This is a genomic window from Acinetobacter sp. CWB-G5 (genome assembly GCF_019209785.1).
Classification (GTDB): Bacteria; Pseudomonadota; Gammaproteobacteria; order Pseudomonadales; family Moraxellaceae; genus Acinetobacter; species Acinetobacter johnsonii.
Map to the genome: position 1 here is coordinate 23,861 of NZ_JAHUTF010000001.1, position 18,532 is coordinate 42,392.

At 44.2% G+C, this 18,532-nt stretch carries 13 protein-coding genes; 3 read left to right on the plus strand and 10 right to left on the minus strand.

Going from position 1 to position 18,532, the window contains the following annotated elements; translation table 11 throughout:
• Positions 1 to 70: 70 nt before the first annotated feature.
• The 5 genes from KVY11_RS00150 to KVY11_RS00170 all read right to left on the minus strand — a co-directional run bounded on the left by KVY11_RS00150 (position 71) and on the right by KVY11_RS00170 (position 6,017).
• A complete protein-coding gene (locus KVY11_RS00150) occupies positions 71 to 715 on the minus strand; it encodes an RluA family pseudouridine synthase (RefSeq protein WP_218287549.1) in 645 nt (214 codons plus the stop codon).
• Between the two features lie 174 nt (positions 716 to 889).
• Complete coding sequence (locus KVY11_RS00155; protein WP_218287550.1) at positions 890 to 2,005, minus strand: ABC transporter permease; 1,116 nt, start codon at positions 2,003 to 2,005, stop codon at positions 890 to 892.
• Positions 2,006 to 2,024: 19 nt separating this feature from the next.
• Positions 2,025 to 3,155: an ABC transporter permease gene (locus KVY11_RS00160; RefSeq protein WP_218287552.1), complete on the minus strand. Its 1,131-nt coding sequence runs from the start codon at positions 3,153 to 3,155 to the stop codon at positions 2,025 to 2,027.
• 10 nt (positions 3,156 to 3,165) lie between these two features.
• Positions 3,166 to 4,977 carry an ATP-binding cassette domain-containing protein gene (locus KVY11_RS00165; protein ID WP_218287554.1) on the minus strand — a complete coding sequence of 604 codons (1,812 nt, stop codon included), beginning with the start codon at positions 4,975 to 4,977 and terminating at the stop codon, positions 3,166 to 3,168.
• 17 nt (positions 4,978 to 4,994) lie between these two features.
• The gene (locus KVY11_RS00170; RefSeq protein WP_126036207.1) at positions 4,995 to 6,017 is read right to left on the minus strand and encodes an HlyD family efflux transporter periplasmic adaptor subunit; all 1,023 of its coding nucleotides are present in this window, start codon (positions 6,015 to 6,017) and stop codon (positions 4,995 to 4,997) included.
• 110 nt (positions 6,018 to 6,127) lie between these two features.
• Here KVY11_RS00170 and KVY11_RS00175 point away from each other — a divergent pair, with 110 nt between their 5' ends.
• Positions 6,128 to 6,763 (plus strand): CerR family C-terminal domain-containing protein, encoded by a 636-nt coding sequence (locus KVY11_RS00175; RefSeq protein WP_218287555.1) that lies wholly within the window; start codon positions 6,128 to 6,130, stop codon positions 6,761 to 6,763.
• On the opposite strand, the gene KVY11_RS00180 is transcribed toward KVY11_RS00175, so the two are convergent.
• Complete coding sequence (locus KVY11_RS00180; RefSeq protein ID WP_218287557.1) at positions 6,754 to 8,508, minus strand: amidohydrolase; 1,755 nt, start codon at positions 8,506 to 8,508, stop codon at positions 6,754 to 6,756. The genes KVY11_RS00175 and KVY11_RS00180 overlap by 10 nt on opposite strands.
• A 153-nt stretch (positions 8,509 to 8,661) precedes the next feature.
• Positions 8,662 to 9,546 (minus strand): LysR family transcriptional regulator, encoded by an 885-nt coding sequence (locus KVY11_RS00185; protein WP_218287558.1) that lies wholly within the window; start codon positions 9,544 to 9,546, stop codon positions 8,662 to 8,664.
• Between the two features lie 108 nt (positions 9,547 to 9,654).
• On the opposite strand from KVY11_RS00185, the gene KVY11_RS00190 reads away from it, so the two are divergent.
• Together KVY11_RS00190 and KVY11_RS00195 are read left to right on the plus strand one after the other, a co-directional pair.
• Positions 9,655 to 10,230, plus strand: a complete 576-nt coding sequence (locus tag KVY11_RS00190; RefSeq protein ID WP_218287559.1) for a chromate transporter — start codon at positions 9,655 to 9,657, stop codon at positions 10,228 to 10,230.
• The gene (locus tag KVY11_RS00195) at positions 10,227 to 10,742 is read left to right on the plus strand and encodes a chromate transporter (RefSeq protein WP_218287560.1); all 516 of its coding nucleotides are present in this window, start codon (positions 10,227 to 10,229) and stop codon (positions 10,740 to 10,742) included. The genes KVY11_RS00190 and KVY11_RS00195 overlap by 4 nt, the downstream gene beginning before the upstream one ends.
• A gap of 151 nt (positions 10,743 to 10,893) precedes the next feature.
• Here KVY11_RS00195 and KVY11_RS00200 read toward each other — a convergent pair whose 3' ends face one another.
• The 3 genes from KVY11_RS00200 to KVY11_RS00210 are packed head-to-tail and all read right to left on the minus strand — an operon-like array spanning position 10,894 to position 18,530.
• The gene (locus tag KVY11_RS00200; RefSeq protein ID WP_218287561.1) at positions 10,894 to 12,291 is read right to left on the minus strand and encodes an efflux transporter outer membrane subunit; all 1,398 of its coding nucleotides are present in this window, start codon (positions 12,289 to 12,291) and stop codon (positions 10,894 to 10,896) included.
• A 21-nt stretch (positions 12,292 to 12,312) separates the two neighbouring features.
• Positions 12,313 to 15,420 (minus strand): efflux RND transporter permease subunit, encoded by a 3,108-nt coding sequence (locus KVY11_RS00205; RefSeq protein ID WP_218287562.1) that lies wholly within the window; start codon positions 15,418 to 15,420, stop codon positions 12,313 to 12,315.
• On the minus strand, positions 15,417 to 18,530 hold the full coding sequence (locus KVY11_RS00210; RefSeq protein ID WP_218287563.1) for a multidrug efflux RND transporter permease subunit: 3,114 nt from the start codon (positions 18,528 to 18,530) through the stop codon (positions 15,417 to 15,419). Before KVY11_RS00210 ends, KVY11_RS00205 begins: the two co-directional genes overlap by 4 nt.
• Positions 18,531 to 18,532: the final 2 nt, after the last annotated feature.

Here is an 18,532-nt window from a genome sequence, read left to right on the forward strand (position 1 = left end):
ACACCTTTAAGCAATATATTTTGACATAAAGCTCACTAAAAAAGTGAGCAAATTTGATGATTCCACGTACTTAAAATGGTACTGGACAAATAAATTCGATACGTTCATCTGTTTGGGGATGATGAAAACTCAAACGCTCTGCGTGTAAACACAAACGCGGCATCAAATCTTGCTGGTCAGGCGCAGCATAGAGCGTATCTCCCACGATAGGATGACCTAAAAACTGCATATGTACACGAAGTTGATGTGAGCGTCCTGTAATAGGGGTGAGCACCACACGAGTCACGGGCTGACCCTGTATTTCAAAGTGTTCAATGGCTTTCCACTCTGTCACAGCAGGCTTATTATGACTGGGCTCTGCGATATGTAATGGTGGACGGGATGGATCATAAATGACAGGTACATCAACAGTGCCCTGACCCTCTAAATGGCCAGCCACAATCGATTGATAGGTTTTATCGGTTTGGCGTTCTTGAAACTGACGAGAAATGGATTTTTGTCCCCAACGGCTGAGACCAAAAACCAAGATACCCGAGGTATCACGATCAAGACGGTGGATCAGTAGTGTTTTAGGTTCTAGTTTGACTAAACGATTGATCATACAATCTTGTAAGTCTTGTGTCTTCCCCGGAACGGTGAGTATACCTGCAGGCTTATGGATGACCATAAAGTCTTCATCTCGATGAATCAGGTGTTCGGTTAGAAAATTACTCAAGGTTCCATTCCAAGCTGATCGCGAAAACAAGCGGGCAATAATAAAAAGCTTAAGCCAGAAATACAATGCAAAAATCGTTTTTTTTAATCATGAACCGATATTGATTGCATTATTTAACGTCAAACGCCGAATCACAGTCTGTATCCATAAGCGATACATCAAGATATCACTCTATTATGACAAACGATTTCGAAATAACCACGCAGCCAAAGGCAAGGTAATTACGGCTAATATTAACATCGGTACAAAGTCCCATTTCACTTGCGCAAAACTCGCACCTTCCAAATACACCCGTTGTACCAAGTCTATGCCGAAGCGTAGTGGGTTGGCATAAGTCAGCCAATTCAGCACTTCAGGCATATTTTGTACAGGAGTTAGTAAACCTGATAAAAGCGTTAAAGGCATGATCAAAAAGAAAGTATACAGCATGGCTTGTTGCATATTGAGTGCAATCGCTGAAATCGACAGTCCCACACCCACGACAGCAATATTAAAGGCAAATAATCCAAAATAAAGTAAGGTCAAGGAGCCATTCATCGGGATCTGGAACCAGAACAGAATAATCGCCAAAATAATGGAAGATTGAATAACCCCAATCATAATCGGCGGAATGGCCTTCCCGATCATAATCTGCGTCGGGGTATAAGGTGTAACTAAGAGCTGATCAAAAGTCCCTTGTTCACGCTCGCGTGCTACTGAAAGTGCCGAAAGTAACAGTGTCTGCATCATACTTAAAGTTGCAATCAGAGATGGCATGATGCCCCATCTCGACTCGACATTCGGGTTATACCATGTCCGCGCTTGTACCATAATCGCTGAGCTAGCCCCCAAACGTTCTCGATTGACCTGCCCCACCACACTACTGATGTAGGAGCCCGCCATACTTGCAGTAGATGAGTTTCTCCCATCTAGAATCACTTGAATCGGCGAAGACTCTTGATTATTGAGCTTATCCTCAAAATCAGCAGGAATGATGATGACCGCCAAGGCTGTTCGATCATTAATCACCTGTTGGATTTGTTGATTATTCTGCAAATCTGCTGTTCGTTTAAAAATTCCTGAACCATCTAAATGCGCTAAAACTTGTTGTGAGCTTTGGCTTCGGCTTTGATCCAGCACGGCATAATCAACATGATTGACATCATAACTTGCGGCATAACCAAACAAGACCGCTTGGATAAATACAGGCGCGATTAAGGTCACCCGATTGGCAGGATCGGCTAAAATGGCTAAAAACTCTTTTCGGGTTAGCACCCAAAGATAACGAAACCAGCGCATTAACGTTGCCATAACACCATTCTTCCTTTCGTTAGCCCAAGCGCTTTTTCAGTGTACGCGCGGTCATTACTGTGAATAGCACGATATAAATCAGTAAAATGCCACATTCTTTGAACCATAAAGACCAATCATCGCCACCAAGTAATAAAGTTTTAATCAAAGTCATATAGTGCGTTGCAGGTAAAACATTGCTGATGATTTGCACAATTAGCGGTAAGTTTCGTGTATCAAACACAAAACCTGAAAGCATCAAAGCGGGCATGAAGCTGGCAAGCAGTGCCATCTGACTGGCTTGAAACTGACTTTTGGATAGGCCTGAAATCATCAGCCCCAGCAGTAACGACACCATTAAATATAAAAAAGAGGCACTCATAACAGAGAACAGCGATGCGCGGATGGGTACATCAAACAGAACATGTGCTGCAACTAAGCACATCACAATATCAATCATCCCAATCACGATATAGGGCGCCAGTTTTGAAAGTACAATTTCTAGAGGACGTACGGGCGTAACATATAATGCTTCTAAAGTGCCACGCTCGCGCTCACGTGCAATCAGTAAACCTGTTAAAAATGCGCCGACCAAGGTCAAAATTAGGACAATTAAACCTGGTACTAAAAACCACGTACTATTTGCGGACTCGTTAAACCACATACGTTGTTCAACCGTGATAATGCCACCCACCGAAGCTGCATTGGTTCGGTCTGCTTGTATCAAGCTGGCGGTATTGAGCGCACTGGTAATATAACCCTGCAAAGCCGAAGCTATACTGGTCGAACGGCCATTGGTAATGACCTGAACAGCACCCGATCCCTTTGCATATTGCTCCGCAAAGTTACTGGGTATATTGACGATAGCATCAATTTCAGCCTTGCCCATTGCGGCTTTAGCTTGGCTAAAGCTTGGATACTGCTTGACGGTAATGTATTTAGAGCCGTTTAAGCCACTCATCAGTTGCTGACTCTGTGGCGTGGGCTGTTGCTCCACAACCCCAACTCGTCCGTTGGTTAAGTCGAAAGACAGTCCATAACCAAATAGTAAAATTAAAATAATCGGTAAAATGAAACCGATCGCCATACTACTTTTATCACGAAGCAGCTGTTTGGATTCTTTACGTGTCAAGGCAAACAGTCGTGTCCAGAAAGCTGAGAAATGATTCATCTGACGCTCCTCAGTGAGCCTGCATGTCTGCACGGGACTGTTCAACGATGGCAATAAAAGCGCTATTCATATCGTTTACACCCTCTAACTGTGTCATCCCACGAATCTGTTGAGGTGTGCCAATCGCCAGCAACTTCCCTGCATCTTGAATCGCAATCCGATCACAGTATTCAGCTTCTTCCATAAAGTGTGTAGTCACAATAATGGTCATGCCTTGGTTCGCTAGCTCTCCAATGGTGTACCAAAAAGAGCGCCTTGCTAACGGATCAATACCACTGGTCGGTTCATCTAAAAATACAATTTCAGGCTGATGTAACAGTGCTGCTGCCATCGACAAACGCTGTTTAAAACCATTTGGTAGATCACCACTTTTAGCATGTGGCTTAAGTTCAAACTGAAGCAATGCTTTATCAATTTGCTGCTTTAACTGTTTGCCCGATAAGCCATAAGCACCACCAAAAAACTTTAAGTTATCCAGCACACTCAAATTGCCATACAGGGCAAACTTCTGCGATACGTAACCAATTTTTGCCCTTGCCTGTGCACGAGCTGTGCGCAAATTCATGCCTGCCACTTCCAACACACCACTGCTGGCGGGCAGCAAACCACAAAGCATACGAAACGTTGTGGTCTTACCTGCACCATTAGGGCCAAGTAAACCAAAAATTTCGCCTCGAGATACATCAAACGAGGTACTGGCCACGGCGGTAAAATCACCAAAGGTGCGTACCAAATTCTTCACCACAATCACAGGTTTTTCGAGCTGGTGTTTTACATTCTGCTCTGTTTTCACTTGTGGTGGATCAGAGTTTTCTATCAAAGTTATTGAAGGGTCTAAAGCTAAATTTTCCTGTGCCAATAGCGTTTTTTGAGTATGCTTCGCCTCATGTAAAAGTAACATAAATGCATCTTCTAGCTCTGCTGCTCTCGGTTCTGCAACAATGCCTTTGGGCAAGAGATCTGCTGGAAGTGATGGGCTTTCAATTCGCGTAATAAAACGCACTACATTGCCTTTGGGAACTGCATCGGCAATATAATGTTGATTATCGAGTAAATGTGCTTGTAACACCCGCGCCTTCATGTCGGGACTGGGTTCTACTTGCCATGTTTGTCCCTGTGCCTGAGCCGTCAGTTCATCGGGTGTACCTTGCTTTAGGACTTGCCCATCCAACATAACATAAACCTCATGACATCGTTCAGCTTCATCCATATACGCAGTACTGAGGATGACACTCAAGTTCTCCTCCCTCACCAACTGTTCAATAATGATCCACAAATCACGGCGTGAGAGTGGATCGACACCGACACTTGGTTCATCCAACAGCAATAGTTCAGGTGAACGGACTAAAGTGCAGGCCAAACCTAACTTCTGCTTCATGCCTCCAGAGAGTTTTCCTGCGGGACGCTCTGTAAAGCGCGCTAAATCGGTAATCTTGAGTAAACGTGCAAAACGCTCATTGCGAATGTTCATTGGCACGCCATGCAAATCCGCATACAAGTCTAAATTTTCTTGAATGCTGAGGTCTTCATACAAACCAAACTTTTGCGGCATGTAACTGATACGATCTTGCACAGATTGCGGGTCTTTGGCGACATCCATTCCTAAGACCTCTAAGCTTCCAGCGGTTGGCTTATATAAACCTGCGATCAATCTTAAAAATGTGGTTTTACCAGCACCATCAGGCCCGACCAAAGCCGTTAGTTGTCCTGTTTTGATCTGCATATTTATGCCTTGCAAAGCCTGCACATCATCCAAACCTTTTTGTTCTGCTTTAAAGGTTTTGTTTAAATCCGTGGCAATTACAATGCTCTCTACTGACATCGACATACTCCCCTGCCTTAAGGATTGTTCGTGGCAGTTGGACGCGATGATTTGGCTATGTTCACCGTTACAGGTTGTCCCATCTTCAGTTGGTCATTCGGGTCATCGACATAAATACGGACTTCATAAACCAAAGTCGTGCGAATATCTTCGGTCTGTACCGTTTTGGGGGTAAATTCCGCCACAGATGAGATATAACCAATTTTTCCTGTGATGGGCTGATTCGGTTGTGAGTCACGAATGACTTGTGCTGCTGCGCCCATATTGATATGCCCAAGATCCATTTCACTGGCATAAACACGCACCCATTTAGGGTGGATCAGAGCAATGGTATAGACGGACTTGTTTGAAGTCGTCATGTCGCCGACTTCTTGTAAACGTGCACGAATTACACCATTAACAGGTGCCAGCAGCTTACTTTGAGTAATTTGGTAATCAATCAAATCAAGATTGGCCTTGGTCGATTCATATTGTGCTTTAGCCGCTTCACGATCTTCTGTGCGCGCACCTTTCAAAAGTAGCTCCAAGTTGGCTTTGGTTTCACCTACAGCCGCTTCCGCCATTTTCATATTGCTTTTTGCAGCATCAACCTCTTGCTTACTCACCGCTTGACCCGCAGTACTCCGATTTAAGACATTTAATCGTTGGTATTGTTTATCGGCATTTTCAAATTGGGCTTGGGCAGACTGTACTTTCGCTTTCGCTTGGGTAATCTCTTCAGGTCGATTGCCCGCAGCTTGTTCATTTAAGGTTTGCTGTTGAACTTGTAACTGTGCTTGGGCTTGCTGTGCTTGTATAGTCAGCGAGTCGGTATTCAGTTCGGCAAGAACCTGACCTTTTTGAACGCGATCACCTTCTTGAACAGCCAAGCTTTGAATACGTCCAGCCGTTTCAAATGCCAGCGAGACTTGTCGAATATCGACATTGCCATATAGCACCAGATGATCGGGATCGGCTTTGTCTCGACTGAACCACAAAAATGCAGCCGCTACAGCAATCAGCAATACACCAACCAACAGTATGAACTTACTTTTGTTCATGTACACCAAACCTTCGCTTAGTTTTAATACAAGTTTAAATTTAATTTAAACTATAACAATTCAGTTAAGAAAGATATACTTCAAGTCTAAATTTTGATGCAGAGTAAATAATGTCTAGAGCTGGACGTAGCGATGGTGATTTAACCAAATCGAAAATTTTGGATGCTGCTGGCCGCCTAATTGCTCAGGATGGTTTTGCAAAAACCACGAGTAAAGCCATTGCCAAGCTGGCCGAAGTCGATTTAGCTGCCATTAACTATCACTTCGATGGTCGTGATGGTCTGTATCGTGCCGTACTTGCCGAAGCACATACGCATTATATTGATGAACAAGAACTCTTGACCTTGCTTAACAGCTCTAAAACGCCTACTGAAAAACTGGAAGCTTTTTTTGAAAGCCTGATCGGTAAACTGGTTGAAACCGATGTCTGGCACAGCAAAGTGTTTGTTCGTGAGCTTTTTTCACCGACCACCCACCTATACACGTTTATGCAAAATGATGGTGTGCGAAAGTTTCTTTTGGTTAAAAAAATTATTAGCCAAGTTTCAGACATTGATGAAAATCACCCTGCTCTTTTGCCTTGTGTACTCAGTACAGTCGCGCCTTGTATGATGCTGATTTTGGCAGATGCAAATGGGCCAAGCCCACTTAAAAATGTCTCCAAGCTTGAACCTGCGCTTTTGGTCAAACATCTCATGACCTTTTCAGTCGCAGGTTTACAAGCCGCTAAACAACTTTATCTTTGATAAACCAACTGTCCTTGCTTATAGGTTGCAAGAATGTTGATGTCTTTGATCTTAGACGGATCAATTGTGATTGGATTGTCACTTAAAACAACAAAGTCACCGTATTTCCCAGTACTTAATGTGCCTTTGATGTCTTCTTCAAAATACTGATATGCAGCCCAGTCCGTCATCGTTTTAAGTGCGATATACGGGCTGACTTTTTGTGTCTCACCCAAAACTTTGCCTGTTCGCGTGGTGCGATTAACCGTTGCATCCAACACCATCATACTTTTCGGTGGGATAACAGGAGCATCGTGATGCTCGGTGAAAATCATGCCTTTTCTTAAGGCCGAACCTGTTGGTGAGATGTGTTCAGCACGCTTTTCACCTAAGGTTTGTGCTACATGCCAGTCGCCCCAATAGTAAGTATGTAGAGAAAAAAATGAGGGAATCAAATGAAGCTGTTTCGCCCGATCCAGTTGATCCTCTCGCATGGTTTGCGCATGAATAATCACATCTCGTCGCTGTGAGGCATCATATTTTTTTTGTGCATTGGCAATCACATTGAGGTATTGATCAATCGCGGCATCACCATTGGCATGTGCCAAAATTGGCCAATGCTGCCTGAAAGCCAGATCAATCCTTTGCTGGACAGTTTTTTGCTCTGGAAATGCAGGATAGCCACGATAGTTCTTATCTTTCCCTTCAGGTGGAACCACATAAGGTTCTGTTAACCATGCTGTTTTACCTTGGGGTGAACCATCTAAACTGATTTTTACACCGCCAACTCTAAAGTGATTGACATAGTTTTTGCTTACACCTTTTTCGAGCATATACGCCTGTTCAGAACTAATATCAGGATAAGAGACGACATCGATGGCTAATTTGTTTTGATTGGCCAAACTGCGCCAAAGTTCTGAAGTACCACGATCAGCTCGTCCTTCTTGTACCGTGGTATAACCATTTTTCATATAGGTTTGTACCGCAGTCAACGCCATCTGCTGCATCATTTCAGGTGGGACCGTTTTAAAAGCCTGTAACATAGCCTCAATCACGACACTTTCTTCTAATACACCATTCGGAATATTGGTCCCCACCACACGTCGAATCACACCACCACTGGGGTTGCTACTTTTTTCATTAATGCCTAACAACTCTAGCGCTTTGTGATTCACAGAGGCCAAATGCCCTGACTGATGTAAAATCAGCACAGGTTGAGTCGTTGAAATCTGATCTAAATCTGTGGCTGTCGGATGGGCTTTCTCTTGTAGCTGGGCATCATCATAACCATTGCCAATAATCCAGCCAGAAGTGGCTTGGACAAAAGTTGGATTTTGCTTCGCCCACGCCTTCATTTCTTGGATAAGTGTGGCAATACTCACCACCTTGCCATCTGGCGGCGGATATAAATTTGCCACAGTTTGCTGCATACCGACAGAGTTTAAATGGCTATGTGCATCGATGATGCCTGGGATGACGGTCTTGTTATTCAAGTTTAAGCGTTTCGCCTGTGGCGCAAGCTTTTCAGCCTCAGACAATGTGCCTGTATAACGGATCTTTCCGTCTTGAATTAACATGCCATCGACATAGCTGGGCTGCATGCCTTGCATGGTTAAAATGGGGCCACCATAGACCAATAAGGCATTTTGCGTCTGTTGTTGTGTATTTGAAACGCTGCTAGACGGGCTGGTTGTACAACCACTCATCATTACCACAGAGGAAGAAAGTAGAGCCGTAAGTGCAAAAGAAACTTTATTAAAAAGCATGGGTTAAACACCTCATATTGCTAAATATTATATTTTGCTCCGTACGAGCATTCGTTATAGGTATAAAACTTTAAATACAACACATCATCACTCTACCTTAGCACTTTAAGCCGGCTCTTGTCAGGCAGAATAAGGTGCTCAATATTCAACAGATTATTGCAATAACTTTAAGATGTGTTGCAAACGGACATTGTCTATATTTTCTTTATACACTGCATAAATCGGCGCAATACATGGATTGTTCGCCTTGAGTGCTTTATAAACAATCTGCTTATTCCAAAAGTCACGGATGGCCTCAGGCACGATGGATAAACCAATCCCCGCAGCAATCAAGTTTAAACTCGAGGTTAAACGTGGCGCTTCTTGTACAATTTTGGGACTAAATCCAGCTTGGTAACAACTGGCCAAAATATTATCGAATAAATCTTGCCCAGCTAAACGTCGGTACAACACAAAATCATGCGGTTCAAGATCTAGTAAATGAATCGGTTCAGCTTGTTCAGCCAAAGGATGATTGTTGGGTAAAGCCACAATGAGCGGTTCATCTAGCACATGTAGACTGGTTAAACCGAGGCCAATGGGTGCAGGTTTGCGTAAGAACACAATGTCATTTTTTTCATTACTAATGGAATCTATCAGCGAGCTACTGCCATCTTCTTCCAGATGAATTGAAACACGTGGAAAAGTTTCCCGAAAGTTACGCAGCAAGGCAGGTAAAAATGGATGTAAGCCAACCGAGTTGGTAAAGCCAATATTAATCTGACCTTCAACCCCTAAAGAAATATCCTGCACACGTTTAGGAATTAACTGTGCATGCGCCAATATCGCAAGGGCTTCTTTGTACAAAACCTTGCCTGCTTCTGTCACCTCAACACCACGCGGCAAACGCTTTAACAGTTGTGTATTCAACTCTTCTTCCAAGCTTTTGATAATCCGTGTCAACGGTGGTTGTTGCATATTCAAACGTACAGCAGCATGCGAAATATTACTTTCTTCTACCACTGCAACAAATGCTCTGAGTTTATGGATATCAATCATGTCTGCCCCATCAAACATACTTTTTCAGTATATATAACGTCAAAAATAGCATTTTTCAACATATCTCTACAGGTTCATACTGGGCACATTCCACAAAAGGCGAAAGACATGAACACTGAAGTGCTCCCTGCTGAACAAATAACCCATCCAACTTCACGGGAATTATTTGCAGGCTTTATGAAGCTGGGACTCATGGGCTTTGGGGGCGTATTGCCACTTGCACACCAAATGGTTGTAGAAGACCAAAAATGGCTCAACACGGAAGAGTTCACGCACTTATTGGGTGTCTGTCAAATCCTCCCTGGAGGAAACATCATTAATATGGCCGTTGCGATTGGTTATGAGTTTCAGGGAGTTAAAGGTTCTATTAGTGCAGTTCTTGGGTTGATTTTTGCACCGACGGTGATTGTGATTTTGTTGTATCAGCTCTATGCACAATTTCAAAATATCCCCGTGATTCAGCACATGATACAGGGACTAGCAGCAGCGGCAGCAGGTTTACTATTTGCCATGGGTTTAAAAATGTTGAAACCCATTCTGAAAAGTTACCTCACGATCTTTACTATTGCACTGACCATCGTCTTTATGTTGATCATTAAAATTCCCTTGGCATTAACGTTACTGATCTTAGTGAGCATCAATGTCGCGGTCTTAAGCTTGAAAAAAAGAGGACAAAACGCATGATTTTACTCACTCTAGCCATCGTTTTTACCCAGCTTTCTATACTGGCCTTTGGTGGAGGCAATGCTATTTTGCCTGAAATGCAACATCAAGTGGTTGAAGTGCATCGTTGGCTTACTGCCACAGAGTTCAGCACCATGTTTGCCATGGCGCAAGCGGCTCCGGGCCCCAATATGATGATTGTGCCACTGGTCGGCTGGCATGTGGCTGGACCTGCTGGACTGTTTGTGACTTCACTGGCGAAGTTTGGGCCCTCTTCTGTACTGACTGTATTTGCACTCAAGTTTTGGAATCAGTTTAAGGATCATCCACTACGCAGCATGTTTGAAAAAGCACTGAAACCGATTACCGTTGGCTTGGTTTTGGTCAGTGCATATATTATTGCCACAGCATCTGCTCAGAACTGGTTACTTATCGCGATCGTTATCATTGCAACTGGCTTAAGCTTAGTGAAAAAAATTCATCCACTGTGGGTCATGCTCTTTGGGGCAGTGTCAGGCGCACTGTTTTTATAAACAGTCTGTTCATTATAGTCAGTATCCAATTACACATACTTTCTGTTCCACTGTTACTTTCAAATACATAGTATCAGCCTTACATCTGGTGCCTAAGATGTAAGGTTTAATTTCATTTGAGCCAATCACCGATTGAAAAGAAAGCAAGGTGTTAGGAAATATTTCCACCCAAAGCAGTCATTAATTGCGCTGTATTTTTTAATTGGATTTGTTGCAACTCTAATGTGCTCTGTTCAGCTTGTAGCCTTAAATTCTGCGCTGTGACCACTTCCAAATAACTGACTAAACCCGCGTTATAACGTCGCATCACCACTTGTTCATTTTCTTTAGTCAGTTGCAGTAACTGAGCTTGTTCCAGTTGCTGTTGTTTCAAACTTGAAGTTTGCATTAAGGCATCATCGACTTCCTTCCAGCCCGTAAGTACGGCTTGCTTATAGGCTGCTAATTTTTCGTCATAATTTGCCTGCGCTTGGGCAATTTCAGCTTGCCGTTTTCCACCATCAAAAATAACCGAAGCCGCTTCTAGTCCCGTAGACCATAAATATGCAGGGGCTTGGAACAACTGACCCAACACTTGACTATTTAAACTCGCATTAAGACCAATACTAATATCTGGCAACCAAGCTGTTTGCGCTAAACCCAACTGTGCATGTGTACTCGCAAGCTCCCGCTCTGCACGAATCACGTCGGGACGTTGCATGAGTAAACGACTGGGTAACTGCGCGGGTACAGTAGGAATACTCAAACGTTGCTGTCGTTTTACCAATTGAAACTGAGCCACACTTTTACCCTGCAAGACTGCCAGCACATTTTCCTGTAAATTGCGTTCGCGTTGCATTTCGATCTGCTGTATTTGCACTTGTTTCAACTGTGTTTCTGCCTGTATCACATCTGCCCGCGCAATCATCCCTGCTGTATATTGGTTTTTTAAAATTTGCACTGAACGTAGGTAACTTTTTTGGGTTTGCTGCAGCACATCAAGTTGCGCATCCAAAACACGAATGTTCCAATAAGCCTCAGTCGCCAATAACTGTTGATTCAACTTTACTGCGGCTAAGTCCGCCTGCACCGCTTCTAAATTTGCCTGTTGTCCCTCTATCGCTTTCGCCACACGTCCCCACACATCGGGAATCCAGCTGGCCTGACCCCCAGTACTAAACTGACTATTTGGAGAGGTATGCTTTGCGCCATTACGCTTGGCAGCACCTTCTAAGCTTAGACTGACAGAACGACTGGCTTTTTGCTGTTCAAGTAAAGCATTGGCTTGTCTATAACGTGCCTCGGCCTGTTTCAAATTTAAGTTTTCTGCATTTAACTGTTGCAGCAGTTGGCCTAAAACGGGGTCTTGATAAATGTCCCACCATGCAACTGTCTTGCCTTTTAACTTTACGGTTTCTGTCCAATTAAGCGCAGCATATTTATATTGCTCATCCACTTGAATCAGTGGTGTTTTATATTCGGGAGCACGTACGACCGCCGTAGAACTACATGCAGTCAACAACAACACACAACTTAGGCTGAAGACATTTTTATAAACCAAACCTGACATTCTATTTTCCTATTTCTTTATCTATTTGCCTAAGCTTTGCAGTACATATTTACGTTTAAATCTCAAACAAGATTCAGCCCATTTTTCAAAGAGTAAATACAAAACAGGCGTTGTGTACAAAGTTAAGAGCTGCCCAAGCGCTAAGCCGCCCACAATGACCACACCCAAAGGCTGACGTAACTCAGCCCCCTCACCCCAACTACAAGCCAGCGGAATTGCACCCAATAATGCTGCGGTATTGGTCATTAAAATCGGGCGAAAACGCAGAGCCGCCGCAGACAATACCGCTTGATATGCCGACTTTCCTGCACGCCGTTCATATAAAGTAAAATCAATCAATAGAATGGCATTTTTCACCACAATACCAATGAGTAAAAACATGCCCAACAATGCAATCAGAGTAAACTCAAAGTTAAATATCCATAAGGTCAACAGTGCGCCCAAAGCCACAGCGGGTATGGTCGATAAAATCGTTAAGGGATGAACCACACTTTCATAGGTCACCCCAAGCACGATATAAATCAGTACAATCACCGCAAGAATCAGTAAGGGGGTACTTAATCCCGCTTGTAAACTTTCTGCCTCGACATCTTTATCTGTGGTCATAAAAATATTGTTTGGCAACATCACTTCAGTTAAAACAGATCGGATCGCGGCATCGGCCTGTTCATAGCTATAGCCCTGTTTCACCACATAGCCAATACCCATCGCGGCATATTGATTACGTCTATACACTCGATCATTGGTAATTCCATAAGACCATGTCGCAAAGTTACGTAGCGGCACAGCCTGTCCATCTTTATTAGGAACTTGTACATTAGCTAAGAATTCAGGATGTTCCGTGAAGTGCTTATCTACTTCCATGACCACATGAAACTGTTGGGTCTGATTGTAAATGGTTGAAATCTGGCGCTGTGAAAATGAATTGTTCAGTACGCTCGAAATACTTTCAATATCAACGCCCAAACGGCGTGCCGCTTCACGGTCTACATCTAGGGTGACATGCTGCGCGCCTTCATCCCCTATGGTTTCCACTTCCTCAAGCTCAGGCAGTTTTTGCATGGCCTGCGCGACTTTCGGTACCCATTGGCGCAGCTGTGCAACATCATCTGACTGTAGCAACAGCATATAATCTTGCCCACTGCCACTTGAAAAAGGATCATCCAGTTCTAATTCTTGTTCCACACGGGCTGAGAAAATTGCCCCGGCCTGCCACGGCGCATTTTGCTTCATACGCTCGACAATGGCATGCGAGCTTTGCCCCTCACGCTCTGCTTTGGGTTTTAAACTCACCATGAAAAAAGAATTGGTAGTTCCACCTGCTCCGCCTGATGTTCCAACCACATCTTTTACAGCAGGGTCACTCAGCAAGCTTTCACTAAAGGCTGCAATTTTGGGTTGCATAATTTGAAAGGAAAAACCGTCATCACCACGAATAAAAGCCTCAACCCGTCCTGTATCTTGCTCAGGCAATACCCGTTTAGGCAGGTGCTGATAAACATAGAATGAAGCCCCAATCGCACCAAGCCAAAATAAAATCACGACATAGCCATGTGCTAGCATCCATTTTAAAGATGTTAAATAAGCAAGATTGAACTGCTGCATGCAACGATGGCTAAATTGATATAAAGGCTGATGTTGGTCGCTCTCTAGCGGTTTTAAACAGCGTGCAGATAAGCTTGGTGTTAGGACCAAGGAAGCAAAAACCGATAACACCACAATAAAAACTAAGGTCAGTGAAAACTCACGAAACAGCCGCTCAATCACACCGCCCATAAACAGCACTGAAATGAAAATCACCACCAAAGCCAAATTCATGGCCACTAAAGTCAGCCCCACCTCCTGAATCCCTTTAATGGCAGCCTGTACAGGAGAGTCTCCCTGCTCAATATGACGCTCAATGTTTTCCAGCACCACAATCGCATCATCCCCCACCAAGCCAATAGCGACAATCACCGCCATAATGGAGAGGTTGTTGAGCGAAAAGCCTGCCAAATACACCAAACTACACGCCCCGACCAAAGTCACCAACATGGTAATACTCGGCACAAGTGCGCTTTGTACACGCCCTAACATTAAAGCAACAACAATAATGACCAACAGCATGGAAAACAACAATGTATCTCGGGCTTCCGCTAATCCTGCGCGAATGATTTCAGAACCATCCATCACTGTAGTCAATTGTGCGTCTGCGGGAATCAGTGATTTTAATTCAGGCAGTTTTTCTTTGATTTGATCAATGGTCGCCACGGTATTGGCATTGGGTTGACGGCTGATTTTGATAATCACCGCAGGTTGACCATTATGAAAACCACTGACATAGCGGTCTTCAACAGAATCTTGCACCTCAGCCACATCTTTTAAACGCACGATGGCTTGAGCATTACGATGAATCACCAAGTTGGAAAAATCTTGCGCTTGTTTTAAATCATTCGACAGTGCAACTTGCCAACGAAGTTGATCGGTTTCAACCACGCCCAATGCTTGTACTGTATTACTTTGTTCAATTGCAGTACGGACTTGTTCCAATGAAACACCCTGTGCAATGAGTGCATTCGGATTTAAGGTGATCCGCACCGCAGGCATAGACGCGCCATCAATTTCAACCTCACCAACTCCACTTATCTGCGCAAAATTGGGCTGAAGTTGATTGCTGGCAATTTCATATAATTTACCCGCAGATAAATGCGCTGAACTCAATGCCAAATAAAAAATTGGGCTTTGGCTGGGATTAACTTTGAAATATTCAGGTGGGCTAGGTATTCCTGATGGAAGTTGTGACATTGCAACATTAATAGCGGCCTGTACTTCTCGTGCCGCCTCATTTATATCGGTATCTAAGTCAAAGTGCAAAGTCACTTGCGTTGCATTTTGACTACTGGAAGAGTTAATTGCTTTTACCCCAGAAACGCCCATCATGGCCCGTTCTAAAGGTGTGGCAACGGTCGCCGACATACTTTCAGGACTTGCCCCAGGTAAACTGGCCCGCACCACGATGGTCGGAATATCTGCCTGAGGTAAGGACGCCACGGGTAAGCGGAAATATGCCAATACACCAAGCAACACAATTGCGATGCCCAGTAACACACTGGCAACAGGACGATGAACCAAAGCAGAGAGTAATTTCAAAACTCGCTCCTTGTTTCATCAAGTTCAACGAAAGGCAACTTCGGCTTTTGAAAAACAAGCTGTAAACGGTCAAAAAACAAATAGACCACAGGTGTGGTAAATAGCGTCAGTACCTGACTTAAAATCAAACCACCAACCATGACAATTCCTAGAGGCTGGCGTAATTCAGCTCCAGAGCCTGATGCCAACATGAGTGGAATAGCACCAACCAATGCCGCCAGTGTCGTCATTAAAATGGGGCGGAATCGCATCAACGCCGCCTTATAAATCGCTTGCTGAGGTGAAAGACCCTCTTGACGCTGTGCTGCCAAGGCAAAGTCCACCATCATGATGCCGTTTTTCTTTACTAAGCCGATCAATAAAATAATGCCGATTAAAGCAATCATATCGAGTGGTCGACCGACCATAAACAGCGCCAATAAAGCCCCGATTGCCGCAGACGGTAAGGTTGAAAGAATAGTGATGGGATGAATAAAGCTCTCATACAACATCCCAAGCACGATATACATGGTCACAATCGCTGCAATCACCAACCAAAAGGTATGCTGTTGCGAGTTTTCAAATGCAGCAGCAGCCCCTTGTAGCTGAAGCTTAACTTCAGCGGGTAAATTCAGCTGCTGCTCTACACGTTGAATGGCTTGGATGGCATCACCCAAAGCCACGCCTGTTGCAAGGTTAAAAGAGATAGCATTGGCTGGAAACTGAGCTTGTTGCTGTAAAATAATCGGGACACGCTTTTGCACAATGCTTGCCACAGAACTGAGTAAAATCGGTTCTCCTCTGGCATTATGGATATAGGTTTGCTCTAAAGCTTGAATACCTTGAGTTAAGTCTGGCGCCAGCTCAAGCACAATGCGGTACTGATTTGACTGGGTATATAGAGTCGCAATTTGCCGCTGTGCAAATAGATTTTGCAAAGCCAAACTAATGTCTTCTACCGTTAAGCCGAATCTCGCTGCTGCATCTCGGTTGACATCAATATACGCCTGTAAGCCTTGCCCACCGTCTTCGCTACTCACTTCTGCAAACTCAGGTTGTTGGCGTAAAGCATCTACCAAGACAGGTGTCCATAACACTAAGTCTGAGTTGTTTGCCGCAGTCAGACTAAGTTGATATTGAGTTCGACTAATTTTGTCTTCAATACTTAACTCCTGCACAGGTTGCATCCAAGCTTGGATCCCCTGAACATGGCCCAACTCTCCACGCAGACGTGCCATGACTTGATCTGCACCTTCTCGTTCTGCATGTGACTTTAAATTAATAAGTATTCGGCCATTACTAAGTTTCGGGTTATTGGCATCAATTCCAATAAACGAAGACAGGCTTTCAACAGCGGGATCTTTTAAAATTTCAGCCGCTAGTGCTTGTTGGTGCTTACTCATGGCCTGAAAGGAAATATCGTCTGGTGCTTCGGTCACCACTTGGATAACGCCACTGTCCTGCACAGGGAAAAAGCCTTTAGGAATCATCCAATACAAAAAACCTGCGAATAACACTGTACTGAGCATAACGGCCAGTGTCAGGGTTTGATGCTGAAACACCCATTGCAAAGCTTTTCCATACTGCTCAATGATACCATCCAGACTCCATCTATTCGCTGAAGTTTGATGCTCTGTTTCTTTTAATGACGCTTTGCCTTTGAGCAAATAAGCGCACATCATCGGCGTTAAGGTTAAAGAGACCACTAGAGAAATTGCAATTGCAGCCGCTAAAGTCACTGCAAACTCATGGAACAACCGTCCGACTACATCGCCCATAAACAGCAGCGGAATGAGAACAGCAATCAATGAAATGGTTAAAGAAATGAGCGTAAAACCTATTTCTTTCGACCCTTTGAGCGCCGCTTGCATCAGGCTTTCACCAGCTTCACGATGTCGTGCAATATTTTCCAACATCACAATCGCATCATCCACCACAAAACCTGTGGCAATGGTCAGCGCCATTAAGGTCAGGTTATTGACTGAAAAACCTAAAAAATACATCAGTACAAAGGTACCAATGATTGACAGCGGAACAGCAATACTCGGAATAATGGTGGCTGATAAATTTCTTAGAAAGAGAAAAGTCACCATGACCACTAAACAGACCGCAAAAACCAATTCCTTTTGCACATCGTGGATCGAACTACGAATACTCTCTGTACGGTCGGTCAGTACTCGAATTTTGACATTGTCGGGTAGGTTCTTTTGCAGCTCAGGCAACAGCTGTTTAATCTGATCGGCCACTTGAATCACGTTGGCATTCGGTTGACGCTGTACATTCACCAAAATGGCGGCTTGACTGTCTGCCCATGCCGCCATATAGCGGTCTTCACTGCCTTCAATCACCTGTGCCACATCTTTTAATCGAATCGGCGCACCGTTATTCCAGCGTAAAATGAGGCTTTCATAGTCACCAATTGAACGAATTTGATCATTGGCATCCAGCATGGTACTGCGATAGGGCCCATCAAAACTGCCTTTGGGTTGACTGGCATTGGCAGCATTGATTGCGGTGCGGACATCTTCGGCACTCATTTTATAAGCGGCAAGCGCAGCAGGATTCATTTGCACCCGTATTGCTGGTCGTTGCCCACCAGCAAGACTCACCATACCCACACCCGTGAGTTGAGACAGCTTTTGCGCCACCCGAGTATCCACCATGTCATAAACCGTGGTAAGGGGTAAAGTCTCTGAACTAATCGCTAATGTAATGACAGGCACATCGGCTGGATTGACCTTTCGATATACAGGTGGCGTTGGCAAATCACTTGGTAATTTACTGCTGGCAGTACTTAGTGCCGATTGTACTTCTTGCTCCACTACACCCAGTTCAGCACTTAACTCAAACTGTAAGGTAATGACAGACGCCCCGACAGAACTCTGCGAAGACATTTGCTTTAAGCCCGCAATTTTGCCCATTTCCCGTTCAAGCGGTGCGGTGATAGTTCGTTGTACAGTGTCGGGGTTTGCCCCAGGCTGAAAGGTATAGACCTGAATAATGGGGTAGTCGACCTGTGGTAAAGCCGATACTGGCAAAAGCCGCCAAACCAATAAGCCACTAAACAGCAATGCCAGCATCAACAACGTAGTTGCGACTGGACGGACAATAAAGAACTTTGAAATATTCATGT